Origin of the sequence: Parvimonas sp. M20 (genome assembly GCF_035282425.1) — a bacterium.
GTDB lineage: Bacteria > Bacillota > Clostridia > Tissierellales > Peptoniphilaceae > Parvimonas.
Genome location: NZ_JAYKBQ010000004.1, coordinates 90,110 through 109,035 on the forward strand (window position 1 = coordinate 90,110; position 18,926 = coordinate 109,035).

23 protein-coding genes are annotated in these 18,926 nt (G+C 28.6%); all 23 read left to right on the top strand.

Translation table 11 applies throughout. The features are described 5' to 3' along the window. Positions 1 to 81 precede the first annotated feature (81 nt). The 23 genes from VJI93_RS03355 to fabG all read left to right on the top strand — a co-directional run bounded on the left by VJI93_RS03355 (position 82) and on the right by fabG (position 18,920). The gene (locus VJI93_RS03355) at positions 82 to 555 is read left to right on the top strand and encodes a YehR family lipoprotein (RefSeq protein ID WP_323999188.1); all 474 of its coding nucleotides are present in this window, start codon (positions 82 to 84) and stop codon (positions 553 to 555) included. A gap of 149 nt (positions 556 to 704) precedes the next feature. Then, the gene (locus tag VJI93_RS03360; RefSeq protein WP_323999187.1) at positions 705 to 1,199 is read left to right on the top strand and encodes a YehR family lipoprotein; all 495 of its coding nucleotides are present in this window, start codon (positions 705 to 707) and stop codon (positions 1,197 to 1,199) included. A gap of 106 nt (positions 1,200 to 1,305) precedes the next feature. Further along, positions 1,306 to 1,779, top strand: a complete 474-nt coding sequence (locus VJI93_RS03365; RefSeq protein WP_323999185.1) for a YehR family lipoprotein — start codon at positions 1,306 to 1,308, stop codon at positions 1,777 to 1,779. Between the two features lie 106 nt (positions 1,780 to 1,885). Further along, positions 1,886 to 2,362, top strand: coding sequence for a YehR family lipoprotein (locus VJI93_RS03370; RefSeq protein WP_323999184.1), 477 nt, complete (start codon positions 1,886 to 1,888; stop codon positions 2,360 to 2,362). A 446-nt stretch (positions 2,363 to 2,808) separates the two neighbouring features. Then, a complete protein-coding gene (locus tag VJI93_RS03375) occupies positions 2,809 to 3,294 on the top strand; it encodes a DUF1307 domain-containing protein (protein ID WP_323999182.1) in 486 nt (161 codons plus the stop codon). Between the two features lie 411 nt (positions 3,295 to 3,705). Continuing rightward, on the top strand, positions 3,706 to 4,668 hold the full coding sequence (locus VJI93_RS03380) for a metal ABC transporter solute-binding protein, Zn/Mn family (protein ID WP_323999180.1): 963 nt from the start codon (positions 3,706 to 3,708) through the stop codon (positions 4,666 to 4,668). Between the two features lie 65 nt (positions 4,669 to 4,733). Next, on the top strand, positions 4,734 to 5,444 hold the full coding sequence (locus VJI93_RS03385) for a metal ABC transporter ATP-binding protein (RefSeq protein ID WP_323999179.1): 711 nt from the start codon (positions 4,734 to 4,736) through the stop codon (positions 5,442 to 5,444). Positions 5,445 to 5,447: 3 nt separating this feature from the next. Beyond that, positions 5,448 to 6,332 carry a metal ABC transporter permease gene (locus tag VJI93_RS03390; protein ID WP_323999178.1) on the top strand — a complete coding sequence of 295 codons (885 nt, stop codon included), beginning with the start codon at positions 5,448 to 5,450 and terminating at the stop codon, positions 6,330 to 6,332. Next, the gene (locus tag VJI93_RS03395; protein WP_323999177.1) at positions 6,329 to 7,438 is read left to right on the top strand and encodes a metal ABC transporter permease; all 1,110 of its coding nucleotides are present in this window, start codon (positions 6,329 to 6,331) and stop codon (positions 7,436 to 7,438) included. Before VJI93_RS03390 ends, VJI93_RS03395 begins: the two co-directional genes overlap by 4 nt. A gap of 259 nt (positions 7,439 to 7,697) precedes the next feature. Continuing rightward, a complete protein-coding gene (locus VJI93_RS03400) occupies positions 7,698 to 8,282 on the top strand; it encodes a DUF3841 domain-containing protein (RefSeq protein ID WP_323999176.1) in 585 nt (194 codons plus the stop codon). A 165-nt stretch (positions 8,283 to 8,447) separates the two neighbouring features. Further along, positions 8,448 to 8,894, top strand: coding sequence for a hypothetical protein (locus tag VJI93_RS03405; protein WP_323999175.1), 447 nt, complete (start codon positions 8,448 to 8,450; stop codon positions 8,892 to 8,894). Positions 8,895 to 8,970: 76 nt separating this feature from the next. Beyond that, a complete protein-coding gene (locus VJI93_RS03410) occupies positions 8,971 to 9,576 on the top strand; it encodes a hypothetical protein (RefSeq protein WP_323999173.1) in 606 nt (201 codons plus the stop codon). A 181-nt stretch (positions 9,577 to 9,757) separates the two neighbouring features. Then, positions 9,758 to 10,276, top strand: a complete 519-nt coding sequence (locus VJI93_RS03415) for a biotin transporter BioY (protein ID WP_323999172.1) — start codon at positions 9,758 to 9,760, stop codon at positions 10,274 to 10,276. Positions 10,277 to 10,475: 199 nt separating this feature from the next. Then, positions 10,476 to 10,703 carry an acyl carrier protein gene (acpP, locus tag VJI93_RS03420; protein WP_004832775.1) on the top strand — a complete coding sequence of 76 codons (228 nt, stop codon included), beginning with the start codon at positions 10,476 to 10,478 and terminating at the stop codon, positions 10,701 to 10,703. Positions 10,704 to 10,745: 42 nt separating this feature from the next. Beyond that, the gene (accB, locus tag VJI93_RS03425; RefSeq protein ID WP_004832776.1) at positions 10,746 to 11,183 is read left to right on the top strand and encodes an acetyl-CoA carboxylase biotin carboxyl carrier protein; all 438 of its coding nucleotides are present in this window, start codon (positions 10,746 to 10,748) and stop codon (positions 11,181 to 11,183) included. 1 nt (position 11,184) lies between these two features. Continuing rightward, positions 11,185 to 12,552, top strand: coding sequence for an acetyl-CoA carboxylase biotin carboxylase subunit (gene accC, locus VJI93_RS03430; protein ID WP_323999171.1), 1,368 nt, complete (start codon positions 11,185 to 11,187; stop codon positions 12,550 to 12,552). Next, positions 12,536 to 13,402 carry an acetyl-CoA carboxylase, carboxyltransferase subunit beta gene (accD, locus tag VJI93_RS03435; RefSeq protein ID WP_004832778.1) on the top strand — a complete coding sequence of 289 codons (867 nt, stop codon included), beginning with the start codon at positions 12,536 to 12,538 and terminating at the stop codon, positions 13,400 to 13,402. Before accC ends, accD begins: the two co-directional genes overlap by 17 nt. Continuing rightward, complete coding sequence (locus tag VJI93_RS03440) at positions 13,402 to 14,319, top strand: acetyl-CoA carboxylase carboxyltransferase subunit alpha (RefSeq protein ID WP_323999168.1); 918 nt, start codon at positions 13,402 to 13,404, stop codon at positions 14,317 to 14,319. The genes accD and VJI93_RS03440 overlap by 1 nt, the downstream gene beginning before the upstream one ends. Beyond that, a complete protein-coding gene (locus VJI93_RS03445; protein WP_323999165.1) occupies positions 14,319 to 15,266 on the top strand; it encodes a beta-ketoacyl-ACP synthase III in 948 nt (315 codons plus the stop codon). The genes VJI93_RS03440 and VJI93_RS03445 overlap by 1 nt, the downstream gene beginning before the upstream one ends. Positions 15,267 to 15,275: 9 nt before the next feature. Next, positions 15,276 to 16,220: a DUF561 domain-containing protein gene (locus VJI93_RS03450; RefSeq protein ID WP_004832781.1), complete on the top strand. Its 945-nt coding sequence runs from the start codon at positions 15,276 to 15,278 to the stop codon at positions 16,218 to 16,220. Then, entirely contained in the window at positions 16,213 to 17,292 is a 1,080-nt protein-coding gene (locus tag VJI93_RS03455) for an NAD(P)H-dependent flavin oxidoreductase (protein ID WP_150263244.1), read from the top strand. The genes VJI93_RS03450 and VJI93_RS03455 overlap by 8 nt, the downstream gene beginning before the upstream one ends. A 4-nt stretch (positions 17,293 to 17,296) precedes the next feature. Then, complete coding sequence (locus VJI93_RS03460; protein WP_323999161.1) at positions 17,297 to 18,193, top strand: ACP S-malonyltransferase; 897 nt, start codon at positions 17,297 to 17,299, stop codon at positions 18,191 to 18,193. Continuing rightward, positions 18,186 to 18,920, top strand: a complete 735-nt coding sequence (fabG, locus tag VJI93_RS03465) for a 3-oxoacyl-[acyl-carrier-protein] reductase (RefSeq protein ID WP_150263242.1) — start codon at positions 18,186 to 18,188, stop codon at positions 18,918 to 18,920. The genes VJI93_RS03460 and fabG overlap by 8 nt, the downstream gene beginning before the upstream one ends. The last annotated feature ends 6 nt before the right edge of the window (positions 18,921 to 18,926 follow it).

Genomic DNA, 18,926 nt, shown 5'->3' on the forward strand with positions numbered 1-18,926 from the left:
AGAATTTATTTACAATAAATATTGAAAAAATAGTTTTTATATGATAAAATTACTTATGCATTATTTATACGGAGGAAAATTATGAAAAAATTAAGAAGTTTTTTGTTATCTTTAGCAATGATTTTTGTTGTGGTATTGTCAACTGCTTGCTCAAGCAAAGAAGCTACTGCTACAAAAACTTTTGTAAAAGAACAAAATGGTGTTAAGGTAACCCTTGTCTATACTTATATTGAAAGTGAAGACAAAGTTGTTAAACAAACAAGTAAAACAGAGGCTTTATTCTCTGCATTTAAAGGTAGAGATATAGAGCAAGTAAAAAAACAATTACAAGATATTTCTGCTAAATTTCAAGGAATTAAAGGGATAAAAGAAACCGTTGATATTCAAGAAGATAAATTCATTGAAGAAGTGGAAGTAGATTATTCAGAGCTTGATTATGAAAAGGCAAAAAATCTTCCTGGAATGATTTTCTCAGGAGATCCTACAAAAACTAAAGTTAGTATGGAAAAAAGTGAAAAAATGTTAATGACACATGGGTTTGAAGAACAAAAATAATATTTGGATGATTTTAAAGACTGTATGATTGGGGTCTTTTTGTGCTTAAATTTATTTGTAATATAGCCAGTATAGATATACAGTTAGATTGAAAAAACTCTTTTAATATGGTAAAATGAAGTGTAAAATTATTTATAAGGAGAAGGGTTATGAAAAAATTAAGAAATATTCTATTGTCAGTAGCTATGATACTGGTTGTAATATTGTCAACAGCATGTACAAATAAAGATACTACTACCACAAAAAAAGATACTAATGCTACAAAAACTTTTGTAAAAAAACAAAATAGCGTGAAATCAACTGTTACTTATACTTATATTGAAAATGAAGATAAGGTTTTAAAGCAAACAACTGTAAATGAAGGTGTATATGCTGAATTACCAAATGCAAAAACTAAGGAAGCAGTTCAAAAAGTATTAGATCCTATTGCTAAAAAGTATCAAGGAATCAAAGGAATAAAACATTCTATTGACTATCAAGAAGATAAATTTGTTGAAAATTTGGAAATTGACTATGAAAATATTGATTATGAAAAAGCAAAAGAAATACTTGGAAAAGATTTTACAGATCCATCAAAAACGAAGATTAGTATGAAAAAAACTGAAGAATTGCTAACAAATCAAGGATTCAAAGAACAAAAATAATAGAATTTTGAATTTAAAGGCAGTATATATACACTGCCTTTGTGTTTGAAAAAATTTTTATTATGTGGTAAAATGAGTTGTAAAATTTTTTATATGGAGGTAGATTATGAGAAAATTAAAAAATATTCTATTATCAGCAGCTATGATGCTAGTTGTTATATTGTCAACGGCATGTTCAGGTAAAGGTTCTAATGCTACAAAAACTTTTGAAAAAGAAAAAAATGGTATAAAAACAACAGTAACTTACACTTATATTGAAAGTGAAGACAAAGTTATAAAACAAACAACTAAATTAGTTGGAGAATATGCTAAATTACCATCTACAAAGACAAAGGAAGCAGTTCAAAAAGTATTAGATCCGATTGCTGAAAAGTATAAAGGAATTAAGGGAATAAAGCATTCCATTGATTATCAAGATGATAAATTCGTGGAAGAAACTGAAATTGATTATGAAAACCTTGATTATGAAAAGTCAAAAACAGTTCTAGGAAAGAATTTCCAAGATCCTGCAAAAACTAAGATTAGTATGAAGAAAACAGAAGAAATGATGTCAGGACAGGGATATACTGAAGTAAAATAATATGATTTTAGAACAATTAGCAGTACAATTTTGTACTGCTTTTTTGTTGTCAAAAGCACTTTTTTATGGTAGAATTAGTCGAAGAATTTTAATACGGAGGAAAGATATGAAAAAACTAAGAAATATTCTATTGTCAGTAGCAATGCTATTAGTTGTGGTATTGTCAACAGCTTGTTCAAGTAAAGAAGCTACTGCTACAAGAACTTTTGTAATGGAGAAAAATGGTTCTAAAATTACTATGGTATACACTTATATTGAAAGTGAGGACAAAGTTGTAAAACAAACAACTACAAATGAAATTATGTATAATCAGTTGCCCAATGCAAAGACAAAAGAGGATGCTCAAAAAATTTTGGATCCAATTTCTCAAAAATTCCAAGGAATTAAAGGATTAAAAGAATCTATTGAATATCAAGATGATAAGTTTATTGAATCATTAGAAGTTGATTATACAGACTTCGACTATGAAAAAGCTAAAAGTCTTCCTGGAATGAAATTTTCTGGAGATCCAACAAAAACTAAAGTAAGTATGCAAAAAAGTGCAGAATTATTAACACAAAATGGATTTGAAGAACAAAAATAAGAAGATTTTAGAATAAAAAGGTAGTATAGTTTTTATACTATTTTTTTATTTGGAAATACTAAGGTAATTAATAAGAGTATATAGTGTTGAAAAATATTGATAAAAAGTTTTTAATATGATAAAATTAACTATAAGTTATGGGATAGTATGAAAAATAAAGAAAAGGTAAAAAAGCTATTAAATCTATACAGAAAAAATTTGAAGGCATTAGAGGAATAAAACATTCAGTGGAATATCAATAAGACGAATTTATAGATATTTTAGAGATTGATTATACTAATCTTGACGTTGAAAAAGGAAAAGCAAAGGGAGTATTTGAGAAAGAATTTATAGATTCTTCAAAAGTATCTGTTAGTATTAAAAAAACTGAAAAATAAATGATGGAATGGGAATATACAGAAGAAAAATAATCTTATTTTTCCATTTAAATAATAAGGAGGTAGGATATGAAAAATATTAAAAGAATTATAACAAGTTTTATCTTAGTTTTTTCAATTTTATTCTTATCAGCTTGTGGTGGAGTAAAAAGTAAAACTTATTATATTGAAAAAGACGGAAGAGAAATTACAGTGAAGGTGAAACATAAAGATGATAATGTAAATGAGATTGATATAGAGGCTAGACTTTCTTATGGATTGTTGATGGTTCAAAATCAAGAACAGGCGAAAGTTTTATTTTCTTTAGTAAAGAGTATGAGTACAAAACTTGAAGGAATTAAATTTGAGGTTGATTATGCTGAAAAAGATTTTAAATTAAAAGTTAATGTTGATGTTAATAAAGTTGATGTTAATAAAGTTAAAGGGTTTATAAGTTTGTTAGGAGAAAAAGTTCCTAAAAGCATTACAGAAAATGTTGATGAAGTATCAAAAAAAGTAAAAAGTTTTAAAGAGCTTAAAGAGACTCTTTTGAAAGCTGGATTTAAAGAAAAATAATATGAAAGTATAACAAAAAAGTAATATATTTATACTATTAGACTGGCGAAAAAGTGTCGATGAGCAATCATCGACACTTTTTTGTGGAGAAAAGATAGAATAAGTAGTATAATAATTATAATATAGTTAAATAATTAGACATGAATTTTCAAATAATTTTGAATTAAAACAAAATATATAAAAAAAGTATAGACATATGCTCTATCTATATTCTGATGAAATATATTTGAATTGTTTGTTAGTACTTATTATAAAAATTAAATTCAAAATATCATTTGACAGTTTAGATTCAATACTAAAAATTTTTTTCTCATAAATAAATAATAATTATTGATATTATTTAAAAATTGTGGTAATATATACTGGTAAGAGGAAATAAACTCTTTATAGAATTTTTTTAGGAGGAAAAAAATGAGAAAAAAAATAATATTATTACTTGCATTGGTACTTTCTGTGGGGATTTTAGGAGCTTGTACCAAAAAAGATGATAGTAAAAATAAAGAGGGGGAAAAGAAAACTGAGCAAAAGACTACAAAGAAGAAAGTTATCGCTACAAGTACAATGCTTACAGATTTGGTAAAGCAAATAGGTGGAGATAATTTTGAAGTTGAAGGAATGATGAAAGCGGGAGTTGACCCTCATTTGTATAAACCGACAGCAGGAGATGTTGAAAAACTTGAAAAAGCTGATGTTGTCGTTGTAAACGGATTACATTTGGAAGGACAAATGGGAGAGGTTTTACAGAGTTTAGAAAAGCAAAATAAAAATGTTGTAACTGCATCTAAGAATATTCCATCAGAAAATTTACTTCCTTGGGATGAAGAAGGAGCAGGTCCTAATGATCCACATATGTGGTTCAGTATTAAAAATTGGAAGATAGCCGCAAAAAATGTTGCGGAAGGTCTAAAGAAAGCTGATAGTTCAAAAGCTGAAGAAATAGATAAAAATCTTGCTAAATATGAAAAAGAACTTGATGAACTTTCTGATTATATAAAGAAAAGAGTAGCAGAATTGCCAAAAGATCAAAGAATTTTAGTTACTGCACATGATGCTTTTAACTATTTTGCAAAGGAATTTGGATTTAAGGTAGAAGCTATTCAAGGAATCAGTACAGAATCAGAAGCAAGTGCGGCTGATATAAAGAAACTTTCAGATTTCTTGGTTAAAACAAAAATAAAAGCAGTTTTTGTTGAATCTTCAGTTCCTAAGAAGACTATTGAGTCTTTAGTTGAATCTTGTAAAGCTAAAGGGCATAATGTTAAAATAGGTGGAGAATTATATTCTGATTCATTGGGAGATGAAAATACAAAAGAAAATACTTTTATCTCAATGTATAAATACAATGTCGATACAATTGTTGATGCTTTAAAATAATACTTGAAAAAAATCTCCTAAATATATACTTATATTGTGGAGATTTTTTGTTTTGGAGGAATAAAATGGATGAAATAGCTGTAAAAGTTGAGGATTTAACTATTGCTTATTATCTTAAACCTGTAGTTTGGGATGTGGACTTGGATATTAAAAAAGGTAAACTTACTGCAATTTTAGGACCAAATGGTGCTGGTAAATCAACTTTGTTAAAGGCAATGCTAAATTTAATTCCCATTTCATCTGGAAAAATTTCGTTTTTCGGAAAATCTTATAAAGAATTTAGAAAAGATATTTCTTATGTTCCGCAAAGTGAATCTGTGGATTGGGATTTTCCAACAGATGTTTTAGATGTTGTTATGATGGGAACTTATGGAAAGCTCGGTTGGATAAAAAGAGCAGGTAAAAAGGAAAGAGAACTGTCTTTAGAATCTTTAAAAAAGCTTGGGATGGAAGATTTTGTCGATAGACAAATAAGCGATCTTTCAGGTGGACAACAACAAAGAGTTTTTTTGGCAAGAGCATTAGTTCAAGATAGTGAGATTTACTTTTTAGATGAACCTCTTAAAGGGGTTGATGCTAAAACGGAAAAAGAAATTATGAAAATTTTAAAGGAACTCAGAGACAATGGAAAGACGATTATAGTTGTTCATCATGATTTAAGAACTGTTGAGGAATATTTTGATGAGGTTGTACTTTTAAATAAGTTGGTTATTGCTTCAGGTTCTGTTAAGGATGTTTTTACAGAAGAAAATATAAATAAGGCATATAGGGTGTAGATTATGAATGGAGTTTTAGATTTGCTTACTGACTATACTTTTTTGATGATAGCTTTAGGTTCAGGACTTTTGGGGCTTTTAAGTGGAATTATGGGAGTGTATGTTACAGTAAAAAAAGAGGGGCTTATTTGTGATGCAATCAGTCATTCAACACTTCCTGGTGTTTGTATTGCTTTTATGGTGCTTGGAATAAAAAATTTAGAATTTTTGCTTCTTGGAGCTTTTATTGCAGGAGTTATAGCTGCACTTCTTATTTTTGGAATTGATTTGAAATCAAAAGTAAAATTTGATAGTGCATTGGCGATAGTTTTGTCAACATTTTTTGGTCTTGGTGTCGTTTTACTTGCACTTATCCAAAGAAAAGCAAATACAAATCAAGCAGGTCTTGATAAATTTATATTTGGACAAGCAGCCGCCTTTTTGAAAAAAGATATATATTTTTTAATTGGAATAATTATCTTGGTATTGTTTGTAATTTTACTGTTTTGGAAAGAATTAAAACTTTTTTCATTTGATCCGGAATTTGCACAAACAAAGGGATTCTCTATAAATTTAATGACTGGAATATTAATAGTTTTACTTGTAATTTCAATAGTTATGGGAATTCAATCAGTTGGAGTAATTCTTATGAGTACAATGTTAATTGCACCACCTGTTGCTGCAAGACAATGGACGGATAAATTCAATATTATGATGATTTTATCAGGAATTTTTGGAGCTTTTTCAGGAATTACCGGTTCATTTATAAGTATGTATTATAAAGGTCTGTCAACAGGACCAGTTATAACCATAGTTGCAAGTTTAATTGTATTTTTAAGTATTTTATTTTCACCAAAAAAGGGAATTTTATTTAGTAAAAAGAGGACTATGCAAGGAGGGACTAAATGAGACAATTAGAAATTTTAATAGCTGTAAGTTTAGTTTCAGCCGCTTGTTCACTATTGGGACCATTTTTAATTCTTAGAAAAATGGCTATGATGATAGACTCTATAACTCATACAATTTTACTTGGAATCGTAATTGCTTTTTTCATTACAAAAGATTTAACAAGCCCTTTGTTGATTGTCGGTGCTGGCCTAGTTGGAATACTTACTGTATTTTTGACAGAACTTATAAATCAAAAGACAACTTTGCATGAAGATGCATCAATAGGACTTGTATTTCCGTTTTTGTTCAGTATTGCTATAATATTGATTTCAAAATTTTTAAGAGGAGTACATCTTTGTATTGACTCCGTTTTAGTTGGAGAAGTTGCATTTTCAATAATTCCTAGAATTGAATTTTTTGGGTATGAAATGTCAAAGGTTATTTTTGTAATGGCAGTGATATTTTTAATTGATTTAATTTTTATTTGGTTCTTCTTTAAAGAATTAAAAATTTCTACATTCGACAAAAATTTAAGTCTGATTTCCGGATTTGCACCAGTTATTATTTATTATGCACTAATGAGCTTAGTTTCTGTAACAACTGTAGGAGCATTTAATGCAGTAGGTTCAATACTTGTAATTTCATATATGGTTGTTCCATCTGCAACGGCATATCTTTTAACCCATGATTTAAAGAAAATGATATTTATAAGTGTTTTTACAGGTGTGTTAAGTAGTATCTTAGGATTTTATACAGCACATGTTTATGACCTTTCTATTGCAGGAACGATAGCCATAGTTAATGGATTGATATTTTTATTAGTTTTTGTGTTTGAACCAAGAAACGGAATAATCAAAAAAATATTAAATGAAAATAGAAAGAGAGTTGAATTTGCTGAAGTTACTATGATGCTCCATATAATAAATCATGAAAATACTGAAAGAGCTGACATCGAGTGTAATGTTGTAAAAATAAATGAGCATTTATGTTATGCAAAGAATAAATTTGAAAAAGTTTTAAAGAACATAGTAAATAAAAAATTTGCATATATAGAAAATGATATTATAAAAGTTACTGATATCGGTAGAGAAAAAACTTTGGATAAATTTAATGAATGGATGAAGTAAGATGAAGATAGAATAATCTTTTGATTATCATTTATCTTTATTTGAATTTGCAAAGAAATTATTTCAAAAATTTAATAAAAAATTAAAAGAGAGATAATTTTAAATAAAAAACAAAAAAGCATAGACAAAAATTGTGTTTTGTCTGGACTCTGAGCTATTGAATTTTTTCAATAGCTTTTTTGTGTCCTATATTCAGATTGATTTTTTTTGGTTTAATGTAGTACAATAAATTGTAGAGATATGAAGGGGAGTGAAATATATGGAAACTGTAAGATTATATACAAGACAAGATATTAGATCTTTAAAAGAAATTGAAGAAAAAGGATATTTTACAAATAAAATTTCTTATGTTAAAGAAAATTTTGGTGTAATTTCCGACTATATTTTGAATTGCTATAATTATTTTGTAAAAGAGGCAAGTAAAAGAGTTCCAAAACCGGATGAAGTTGAGATGCCTGTTTGGTGTGGAGTAAGCAATAAAAATTGTATGCCTCCAATTGAAAATTCAGTTTTATATGTTTTAGATGTTCCGAAAGATGAGGTAATCTATTTTGACGGAGTTAAATGGGATTATGTACTCAATCATCATTATATTCCATTGGATGAAGAAGATGATAAAAAGTATAAAAAGAGATTAAAAGATAAGGGAATAGATAATGGCTTTGAATTTTTTGAAGGAAAGTATAAGAATTTTTATCCCGAAGAAAGACAAATAGTTATAGACAGTTGGACTAGAATATTCGATATTGATGAATGGGATATTTACAGAGTTCAAGCAAATATTTGGAAAATAAAAAAAGAATGGATTTTCGCTATGGTAAAAAAAGGAGATATTATTCCTTAATTTTAACTGTTACTTTAATAAATTTTTATTTTAATGTTTTTGTCATTTTTTTGAAATGTGATATAGTGAAACAAAGATGATAATATTTTTTATTTAGTGGATTATTATGCGTCATTTAATGTATATATTTTAGGTTATACTGTGAATAATTTCAAGGAGGATATTATGAAAAAATTTTTTAGAAAATTTGTTTTAATTTTGCCTGTTTTTATTGTTTTGTCAGGTTGTTCTAAAAGTTCCAAAGTTGATGACGATAATACAAATAAGCAAGTAGTTAGAAAGGCAAGTAAAGAAGTTGAAAAAATTTGTGGATACTATTATGCCTATGATTCACAAATTGTTGTAGATAATGGTGAATATTATGGTGTGCCTTGTATGTATTATAAGGCTAAACCTATAGACTTTGACAAATGTTCGAAAGAATCTGTTAAAAAACTTCGTGGTGATTTTACAGATGATGGAAATTTTTTAGATCCGAAAATTTATGAAGAAGATGGAAAAAAGTATTTAACAGCTGATTTTTTCCCTGAAAAGAAGTTTTGGATAAAAGACGAAAAAACCATTGTTGATGTTGAAACTAATACGGAATATAAAAAAGGCGACCCTAAATAAATATGTGAAATTAATTAAACAACTAATGGCTTTTGCCATTAGTTGTTTTTTAAAAATAAGAATTAAGGAGGATGTAATGAAAAATAAATTTAAAATTTTAATTCTATCTTTCATTTTATTGACTTCTTGTACCAATGGAAGAGCTAAACAGCCTGAAAATAGTTTTAGAAAAAATCAATATGGGAATCACGTTATTGCAGATGCTAAGCTAGATTATTATGGAAATTTGAATGATGTTGAAAAGGAAACGAAAGTAATTGTTGTAGGTAAAAAAATAAAGCAAAATCCGTCAAAAATACAAAAAAATAAAAATAACGGATATGTTAATGGTGTATATACAATTTCGAATTTTAAAATAGAAAAGGTTTTTAAATGTAATTTCAAAGCGGGAGATGTTATAGATATTTTTGAAAGTGCCGGAATAGATGAGGAAACAGGGAAGATTTATCATATTGCAGGATATGAGTTTATGGAAAAGGATGAGGAATATTTACTGTTTTTAAGACGTTCGGAAACTGATCTGTGGTATATGATATCAGGATTGAAATTTGGTAAAATTTCACTTTCAGGTAAAAAAGGAGATTTGCGATTAGAAATGGAAAAAGCAAATGAGTATTTGGAAGAATTTGAAAATGAAGATAGAATAAGAGAAGAAGCGATAAAAAAATATATTGAAAAGTAGTGATAAAAAATTTTGAATGCAGTCTGTTGCGTGGTTTTTACAGACTGCTTTTTTATGAAAAATATCCTTAACTTTTATAATTTGATTTTTTTACTTTAAGAAAAAATTTACTTACAATATTGACAAAAAAATTTTTTTATGTTCTAATTTTTAAGTAAAAATTTTAAAGAAAGGAGATATTATGAAGATAAGTACTAAAGAACTTACTTTTGTAGCATTGTTCAGTGCATTAATTGCCGTTGGAGCATTTATAAAGATTCCATTTTTGCTTGTTCCGATTACATTGCAAACTCTATTTATTGTTCTGTCAGCATTGGTGTTGGAACGTAAATTAGCTGTATTAAGTGTAATTGTATATATAATGATTGGGCTTGTAGGATTTCCTATATTTGCAAATGGTGGTGGAATAAATTATATTTTCAGTCCAACTTTTGGATACTTGGTATCATTTATATTTGCAACTTATTTTATTGCTAGCTTTAAGGAAAAGAATATTTATATAAGTACTGCTATTGGAATGTTAATTATTTATGCTCTAGGAATGATATATTTTGTATTTATACAATATGTACTTAATGGGAAAGTGTATTTAATAAGTTATTTATTTTATAATTTATTTTTAGTTTTTTTACCTGGAGATATACTTTCTTGTGTAGTTGCAATCATTGGATATAGAAAGATACTTAGATTAAAGAAATAGAACTTTTTAATAATTTTTTAGAAACAATACTCTTTTTGATTTTTTATCAAATTAAGGGAGTGTTGTTTTTTTGTGTTTTTATAAAAATTTAAGTTTATAAAAAAATACTTGACATTATAAAACAAATAATATATAATTTGACTGTCAAAACTTTGACTGTCAAATATTTGATAATCAAAATAAAAAAGGAGATAAAATTATGTTAGAAAAAGTTAGAGAAATTTTAGTAGAATCATTAAATATCGAAGGAAGTGAGGTAGTTCCTACTGCAAGACTAAATGAAGATTTAGGAATTGATTCTTTATCATCTATTGAACTTGCATTGGAAATAGAATCAGAATTCGATATAAAAATTGAAGATGAAGAATTAATGAAATTACAAACTGTACAAGATGTAATAGATATTATTAACTCAAAGACGAAGTAGTAAGCTATCAAAACTAGCTTACTAAATTTTTAGGAGAAATTTATGGATATTGACAAGATAAATAGTATTATTGAATTGTTTAAAAATTCAGGTTTAGATGAAATGACTTTAGAACTTAAAGATTTTAAGATCAATTTGAAAAATAATAAAGTTGAATATGTTACTAAAGAGGTAGTAAATGTTGTAGAGAAAAGTAATTCTGTAAAACCTGTAAAAGAAGAGAAACAAGTTGATGATACTAACGGTGAATGGATTAAAGCTCCTTTTGTTGGAACTTTTTATGCTGCACCAAGTGCTAATGAAGCACCTTATGTAAAAGTTGGTCAAAAGATAAAAGAAGGTGATATTATTTGTATTTTGGAAGCTATGAAAGTTATGAACGAAATAAAATCCAATAAGAGTGGAACTGTGCTTGAAATTAAAGCACAAAATGGAAATATGGTTGAATTTAATGAGGAGCTTATCTTGATAGGAGATTAAGATGATTAGAAAGTTACTAGTTGCTAATCGTGGTGAAATAGCAGTAAGAATAATTAGAACTTGCAAAGAAATGGGGATAACCTCTGTTGCAGTTCATTCGGTTGGAGATAAGGAAGCGTTGCATGTTAATTTGGCAGATGAAGCAATATGTATAGGTCCTGATAATCCTTTACAATCATATCTTAATATGAATAATATTATTCAAGCTGCTTGTAGTAGCGGATGTGATGCAATTCATCCAGGATTTGGATTTTTAAGTGAGAATCCAAAATTTGCAAAATTAGTTGAAGAATGTGGTTTAATTTTTGTAGGTCCTAATCATGAATTGATAAGTATGTTAGGGGATAAAAATGAAGCCAGATTACAAATGATAAATATTGGAGTTCCAGTTATTCCTGGAACAAAAAATGTCATTGAAAATGTTGAGGAAGGACTTTTAGAAGCAGAAAAAATTGGATATCCAGTTATCATCAAAGCCTCTAGTGGTGGTGGTGGTAAAGGAATGAGAATAGTTTGGGATAGTTCTGATTTTATTGAAAATTTTAATACTGCAAAATCTGAGGCAAAAGTTAGTTTTAATGATGATAGAGTTTATATTGAAAAATATATTGAATTACCAAAACATATTGAAGTACAAATTTTAGGGGATATGTTTGGAAATGTAATTCATCTATATGAACGTGATTGTTCAATGCAAAGGAAAAATCAAAAAATTTTGGAAGAGGCGCCTTGTCATGTTCTTGATAAAAAAATTCGAGAAAAGTTGATTACAGACGCTGTTAAAATTTGTAAGCATTTAAAATATTATTCAGCTGGAACTATTGAGTTTTTAGTTGATAAGTCAGGCAATTATTATTTTATGGAAATGAATACCAGAATTCAAGTAGAACATCCTATTACAGAGATGATTACGGGAGTTGATATAGTAAGACAACAAATACGTGTTGCATCAGGATTAAAGCTAAATATCAAGCAAAAGGATATAAAAATCAAAGGATATTCTATTGAATGTAGGATAACTGCTGAAGATACTAAGAATAATTTTGCACCTTCTCCAGGTAAGATTGAATTTTTGAATATACCTTGTGGGAATGGAGTTCGTATTGAAACGGCAGTTTATAATGGTTATACAATTCCACCTTTTTATGATTCTATGATTATGAAGGTGATAGCTTATGCTCCTACAAGATTAGCTTGCATTAAGAAGATGAGAGTTGCTCTTGAGGAATTATTTGTTGATGGAATAAGTACGAATATAGAGTTTCAATATTTGTTATTACACAGTCCAAATTTTATTAATGGTAGATATGATACTGGATATGTTGCAAAATATATAAAGGAGTTAAGTGAAAATGCAGAATATATTTAATACTAGAAAAAATAAAATAAGTAAACTTAAAATTTATAGAAAAAATAATACTACATTTTTACCAAAGGAAATTCCTGATGATCTTTTCAAAGCTTGTCCAAATTGTAATGAGAATATCACTAATGAAGAGTGGGAGTCCAATTTATATGTTTGTAGTAAATGTGGACATCATTTGAGAATTGGAGCTCCAGAGAGAATTAGAGAGCTTTGTGATATTAACTCCTTTGATGAATTTGATGCTGAAATTACTACCTTTAATGAAGAAAATTTTTATCAATATGATGAAAAGCTTGAAAAAGCTAAAGCAAATAGTGGAATAAATGAGGCTGTGGTTTGTGGAATTGGAGAAATTTCAGGAAAAAAAGTCGTTATTTGTGCTATGGATAGTAATTTTATGATGGGAAGCATGGGAAAAGTTGTAGGAGAAAAGATTACACGTTCAATTGAATATGCGACATTAAAAAAATTACCTTTAATTATAGCAACTGCAAGTGGTGGTGCCAGAATGCAAGAGGGAATTATTTCTTTAATGCAAATGGCAAAAACGAGTTCGGCTTTGAAAAAACATAATGATAAAGGCTTATTATATATAACTATTTTAACAGATCCAACTACAGGAGGAGTGAGTGCCAGTTTTGCAATGCTAGGAGATATAATTATTGCGGAACCCAATGCTCTTATCGGATTTGCAGGAAAGAGAGTTATTGAAAAAACTATAAATGAAAGTTTGCCTGAAGAGTTTCAAAGAAGTGAATTTTTATTAAAAAAAGGCTTTGTAGATTTTATAGTAAGTAGAAATAAATTAAAAGATACAATACATAAACTTTTAATTTTACATGGAGTGAAGTAATGGAATATAAAGATTATGAACTATTAATAAGGGATCTTATAGATAAAAAGAATAATGCAATAGATGAAAAAGAAAAAGAAATTATAAGAAATAAAATAAGAAAAATCTGTTATGAAGCAAATCAAAATTTAACTTCATGGGATAGAGTTTGTATTGCAAGAAATAAATCACATCCTAAAGCAGAAGATTATATAAAAAGATTATTTTCAAATTTCATTGAATTGCATGGAGATCGCTATTATGGAGATGATAAGGCTATAATATCAGGAATTGGAATATTTCATGACATTCCAGTTACTATAATAGCACAAGCAAAGGGAAAGACTACAGAAGAAAATATTGAAAGAAACTTTGGAATGAGTAATCCAGAAGGATATCGCAAAGCGATTAGACTTGCAAAACAGGCTGAAAAATTTAACAGACCAATAATAACTTTTGTTGATACTGCCGGAGCTTATCCCGGAAAAGACGCCGAAGAAAGAGGACAAGCAGAGGCAATTGCTAAATGTCTATATGAATTTTCAACAATTGAAACACCTATAATCTGTGTTGTAATTGGAGAAGGTGGAAGTGGTGGAGCTCTTGCTTTAAGTGTTGGAGATAGCATTATAATGCTTGAAAATTCAACTTATTCGATTTTATCACCTGAAGGCTTTTCATCAATTTTATGGAAAGATGAAACGAAATGCAAAGAAGCTAGTGAAATGATGAAACTTACAGCTTCAGACCTTAAAGATAAAAATATAGTTGATGAAATAATAAGAGAACCTTTTGGTGGAGCACAAAATAATTTTTCCGAAGTGATAAAACTTTTAGATGAATGTATCTATAAAAAAATCAAAGAATTGAGAAAAGTTAGTAAAAGTAGTTTGCTTTCTAATAGATATAAAAAATATAGGAATATTGGAGTTTATTAATGAAAATTTTAGGTTTTGGGAAAGCTGTTCCTAGAAAAATTGTTACAAATGATGATCTTTCAAAATTTGTAGAAACAAGTGATGAGTGGATTTTTCAGAGAACAGGAATAAGAGAACGTAGAATTTCCGATGAAAACACAAGTGAATTGGCATATAGATCAGCTGTTGATGCGATAAAAAATTCAAATATTGATAAAAATGAAATCGACCTAATTGTTTGTGCAACAATGACTCCGGATAATTTTACTCCATCAGTAGCATGTATGGTACAAGAAAAGTTAGGACTTGGAGATAATGTTACTGCATTTGATGTAAATGCTGCATGTACAGGTTTTGTGTATGCCTTAAAAATTGTAGCTTCTATGCTTAATACATATCATAAAAAAGCATTAATAATAGGCTGTGAAACACTTAGTAAAATAATAAATTTTGAAGATAGAAATACATGTGTTTTATTTGGAGATGGAGCTGGAGCAATTGTTGTAGAAAAAGACGGGAAAACTGAGGAATTTTACACTTGTAGTTTTGGAAATGACAAAGATCTCATTGCTGAAAATGTAGGAATGAATTTTGAAATGAAAAATAAAGTTCTTAAATCTGGCTTTTTAAAGATGGATGGTAAAGAAGTATTTAAATTTGCTATAAATGTTGTAGAAAAATCTATAAATAAAATTTTAGATATGAATAATTTAAAAATTGAAGATATTAATTTGATTATTCCACATCAAGCAAATCAGAGAATAATAAGTAATGTTGCTAAAAAATTTAATATAAGTAATGATAAGTTTTTCGTTAATTTAGAAAAATACGGCAATACAAGTGCTGCAAGTATCCCAATGGCTCTTTGTGAAGCCTTTGAATCGAAAAAAATTACAAAAGGAGATAAAGTAATTTTAGTTGGCTTTGGTGGAGGATTAACTTGGGGTTCTACAATTATTGAAATATAGGAGAAGATAATGATAAATGAAATATTAGGAATAAAATATCCGATTTTTCAAGGTGCGATGGCAAATATTTCAACTGCAGAATTTGCAGCAGATGTTAGTAATTCGGGTGCTCTTGGAATTATCGGAACTGGTGCAATGGATGCCAAAATGGTAAGGGAGTCTATAAAAAAATGTAAAGAACTTACTGATAAACCTTTTGGGGTTAATGTAATGCTTATGAATCCCTATTGCGATGAAATAATTGAGGTTATTTTAGATGAAAAAGTTGCAGTTGTTACTACAGGAGCAGGAAACCCGGGAGTTTATGTTGAAAAATTAAAAGCTCAAGGAATAAAAGTTATTCCAGTTGTTCCAAGTGTTGCTCTTGCAAGAAGAATGGAAAGTGTCGGTGTTGATGCAGTTATAGTTGAGGGAACCGAATCTGGAGGGCATGTTGGAGAACTTTCAACAATGGCTCTCGTTCCACAGGTAGTTGATGCGATAAATATTCCAGTAATTGCTGCAGGAGGAATTGCTGACGGCAGAGGTTTTAATGCTGCTATAAGTTTGGGAGCAATTGGTGTGCAAGTAGGTACTTGTCTACTAGTTGCTAAAGAATGTCCAGTTCATCAAAATTATAAAAATGCTGTAATTAAAGCAAAAGATATAGACACTGTTGTTACTGGTCGTAGTATAAATACACCGGTTAGAATTTTAAAAAATGATATGAGTAGGAAATTTTTACAATTAGAAAAAGAAGTTTCATCAAGGGAAGAATTAGAAAAGTTGACTTTAGGTTCTTTAAAAAGAGCTGTAATTGAGGGTGATGTTAAAAATGGTTCTGTGATGCTTGGACAAATTTCAGGTATGATAAAAGAAGAAAAAACATTGAAAGAAATTTTTGAAAATATTATGGAAGAAAGCAAAATAGAATTTAAAAGATTAAAAAATTTAATAGGGGGAGACAATGCTTAATTCTATTAAATTAAAAAATAAAATTTTAAAAGTACCAATTATTCAAGGAGGTATGGGAGTTGGAATTTCATTGTCAAATTTAGTAGGTAATGTTATGAGTGAAAATGCTATGGGAGTTTTAAGTTTCGCTCACCCCGGATATAATCGCAATACATTTTTAAAAAATACATCGGAAGATAATTTTATTGCAATGAAAGAGGAAGTTAAGAATGCAAGAAAAATTTCTAATGGGAAAGGACTACTCGGAGTCAATATAATGGTTGCGACATCTGAATATGCACTTTATGTTAAAGAATGTGTAAAGCTCGGTGTTGATGCAATAATTTCAGGAGCAGGACTTCCACTCAATTTACCTGAATTGACTAAAGGAAGTGATGTTCTTATTGCCCCCATAGTTTCAAGTGCAAAGGCTTTAAATCTTATTCTTAGAAGATGGGATCAACATCACAATAAAATCCCCGATTTTGTTGTAATTGAGGGAAGTGAAGCTGGAGGACATCTAGGCTTTAAAAAAGATGATGTTTTAAATGATACTTGTGAAAGTATAGATGAAATTTTGGAACAATGCTTGAAATTAGTTGTTGATTATGAAGAAAAATATAATCAAAAAATTCCAATTTTTGTAGCTGGTGGAATTTTTACAGGAAAGGATATTGCAAAATATGTGAAACAGGGGGCGAGTGGAGTTCAAATAGGAACTAGATTTATTGCGACAGAAGAATGTGATGCTCACGAAAAATATAAAGAGATGTTCGTAAAAGCTAAAAGAGAAGACATCATTATAGTTAAGAGTCCAGCGGGGTTTCCCGGAAGGGCTATAAGAAATAAATTTACAGAAAGATTGGATAAAGATGGAAGAATTCCTGTAAAATATTGTGTTGATTGTATTTTACCATGTAATCCTAAAAACACAGTTTATTGTATAACTGATGCTTTAATAAGAGCAGTAAAAGGAGATGTGGAAAATGGATTAGTATTTTCAGGAACTAATGCTTATAGAATAGATAAAATAACAACTGTTAAAGAATTAATTTCAGAATTGGTTTCTGAAGCAAATAATGAATTGAGGTGATTACATGAAGATAGCATTTTTATTTGCCGGTCAAGGTGCTCAATATGTAGGAATGGGACAAGAATTGTCTGATAGTTCGGTATTTAAAGAAGTATTTGAATATTTGCCTTCAAATCTACAAAAGATTTGTTTTGAAGGTCCTGCAGAAGACTTAAATAATACTTTAAATGCCCAACCTTGTATAGTAGCAGTTTCTTTAGGAATAGCAAAAGTTTTAAAAAGTAAAGGTGTTGACTGTGAATATGCAGCGGGCTTAAGTTTAGGAGAATATACAGCTTTAGCCTATAGTGAAGCAATTTCCGTTAAAGATGTTTTAGAGCTTGTAAAGAAACGTAGTGAGATTATGTCTAATGCTGTGCCTAAAAATACAGGAATGGCTGCAATTTTTAATTGTGAGGCAAAAATAATTGAAGATGCAATTAAAGATATAGAAAATGTAGAGATAGCAAATTATAATAGTCCTAAACAGATTGTAATTACAGGAAGTATGAATGGTATTGATGAAGCTATTTTGAAATTAAAAGATTTGGGATATAAGTCAAAAAAATTAAATGTAAGTGGGGCTTTTCATTCAAGTTATTTAAAAAATGCTAGTGATGAATTATTTTCTGTATTAAAAGAAGTTGAATTTAAAGAACCAAATAAAAAAATAGTTTTTAATACTATTGGGAAGACTTCTGATGAAGATATTAAAATACTTTTGAAAAATCAGATAAAATCAAGTGTAAAATTTATGCAAAGTGTTGAGTTTATGATTGAAAATGGCATTGATACTTTTGTTGAAATAGGACCTGGAAAAGTTTTGAGTGGATTGGTTAAACAAATTAATCCGGATGTAAATATTTATCCGGTAGAAAGTCTTGAGTCTATAAGAAAGGTGGTTGAGTTATTACATGAATAAAGTTGCATTGATTACAGGAGGAAGTGGAGGAATAGGCAGAGCTATTTCAATCAAACTTGCCGAAGAAGGATATGATGTAGTTATCAACTATCATTCCGATTATGAAAAAGCATTAGAAGTAAAAAAAGTTTGTGAAGAATATAATGTTAAAGTTATGTTATATAAATGTAATATTTCAAAATTTGAAGAAGTTGAAATTATGTTTAAAGAAGTTGTAAAAGAAATGGGAAGAGTTGATGTTTTAGTTAACAACTCAGGAATCACTAGGGATACTTTAATTTTAAGAATGAGTGAAGAAGATTTTGATAAGGTAATAGATGTAAATTTAAAGGGATGTTTTAACTGCATAAAAAATGTTTCAAGAATTATGATGAAACAAAAATCAGGTGTTATAATTAATATTTCAAGTGTAGTTGGACTTTCTGGAAATATTGGACAAGTTAATTATGCAGCAAGTAAAGCTGGAATTTTAGGAATTACAAAATCTGTTGCAAGAGAATTAGTTTCATTAAATGTAAGATGTAATGCCATTGCTCCCGGTTTTATAGAAACAGAAATGACGGATGTTCTTTCTGAAAATGTAAAAGAAGGGATATTAAAATCAATCCCTATGAATAAGATGGGAAGTCCTGAAGATGTAGCAAATGTGGTTAAATTTTTAGTTAGTGATGAATCAAAATATATAACGGGTCAAGTAATTAATGTTGACGGTGGAATGATAATGTAGGTGTGA

Bases quoted from the DNA above. Each gene is read 5' to 3' on its own strand.
- VJI93_RS03355 (WP_323999188.1), top strand. From the start codon at position 82: ATGAAAAAATTAAGAAGTTTTTTGTTATCTTTAGCAATGATTTTTGTT.
- VJI93_RS03360 (WP_323999187.1), top strand. From the start codon at position 705: ATGAAAAAATTAAGAAATATTCTATTGTCAGTAGCTATGATACTGGTT.
- VJI93_RS03365 (WP_323999185.1), top strand. From the start codon at position 1,306: ATGAGAAAATTAAAAAATATTCTATTATCAGCAGCTATGATGCTAGTT.
- VJI93_RS03370 (WP_323999184.1), top strand. From the start codon at position 1,886: ATGAAAAAACTAAGAAATATTCTATTGTCAGTAGCAATGCTATTAGTT.
- VJI93_RS03375 (WP_323999182.1), top strand. From the start codon at position 2,809: ATGAAAAATATTAAAAGAATTATAACAAGTTTTATCTTAGTTTTTTCA.
- VJI93_RS03380 (WP_323999180.1), top strand. From the start codon at position 3,706: ATGAGAAAAAAAATAATATTATTACTTGCATTGGTACTTTCTGTGGGG.
- VJI93_RS03385 (WP_323999179.1), top strand. From the start codon at position 4,734: ATGGATGAAATAGCTGTAAAAGTTGAGGATTTAACTATTGCTTATTAT.
- VJI93_RS03390 (WP_323999178.1), top strand. From the start codon at position 5,448: ATGAATGGAGTTTTAGATTTGCTTACTGACTATACTTTTTTGATGATA.
- VJI93_RS03395 (WP_323999177.1), top strand. From the start codon at position 6,329: ATGAGACAATTAGAAATTTTAATAGCTGTAAGTTTAGTTTCAGCCGCT.
- VJI93_RS03400 (WP_323999176.1), top strand. From the start codon at position 7,698: ATGGAAACTGTAAGATTATATACAAGACAAGATATTAGATCTTTAAAA.
- VJI93_RS03405 (WP_323999175.1), top strand. From the start codon at position 8,448: ATGAAAAAATTTTTTAGAAAATTTGTTTTAATTTTGCCTGTTTTTATT.
- VJI93_RS03410 (WP_323999173.1), top strand. From the start codon at position 8,971: ATGAAAAATAAATTTAAAATTTTAATTCTATCTTTCATTTTATTGACT.
- VJI93_RS03415 (WP_323999172.1), top strand. From the start codon at position 9,758: ATGAAGATAAGTACTAAAGAACTTACTTTTGTAGCATTGTTCAGTGCA.
- acpP (WP_004832775.1), top strand. From the start codon at position 10,476: ATGTTAGAAAAAGTTAGAGAAATTTTAGTAGAATCATTAAATATCGAA.
- accB (WP_004832776.1), top strand. From the start codon at position 10,746: ATGGATATTGACAAGATAAATAGTATTATTGAATTGTTTAAAAATTCA.
- accC (WP_323999171.1), top strand. From the start codon at position 11,185: ATGATTAGAAAGTTACTAGTTGCTAATCGTGGTGAAATAGCAGTAAGA.
- accD (WP_004832778.1), top strand. From the start codon at position 12,536: ATGCAGAATATATTTAATACTAGAAAAAATAAAATAAGTAAACTTAAA.
- VJI93_RS03440 (WP_323999168.1), top strand. From the start codon at position 13,402: ATGGAATATAAAGATTATGAACTATTAATAAGGGATCTTATAGATAAA.
- VJI93_RS03445 (WP_323999165.1), top strand. From the start codon at position 14,319: ATGAAAATTTTAGGTTTTGGGAAAGCTGTTCCTAGAAAAATTGTTACA.
- VJI93_RS03450 (WP_004832781.1), top strand. From the start codon at position 15,276: ATGATAAATGAAATATTAGGAATAAAATATCCGATTTTTCAAGGTGCG.
- VJI93_RS03455 (WP_150263244.1), top strand. From the start codon at position 16,213: ATGCTTAATTCTATTAAATTAAAAAATAAAATTTTAAAAGTACCAATT.
- VJI93_RS03460 (WP_323999161.1), top strand. From the start codon at position 17,297: ATGAAGATAGCATTTTTATTTGCCGGTCAAGGTGCTCAATATGTAGGA.
- fabG (WP_150263242.1), top strand. From the start codon at position 18,186: ATGAATAAAGTTGCATTGATTACAGGAGGAAGTGGAGGAATAGGCAGA.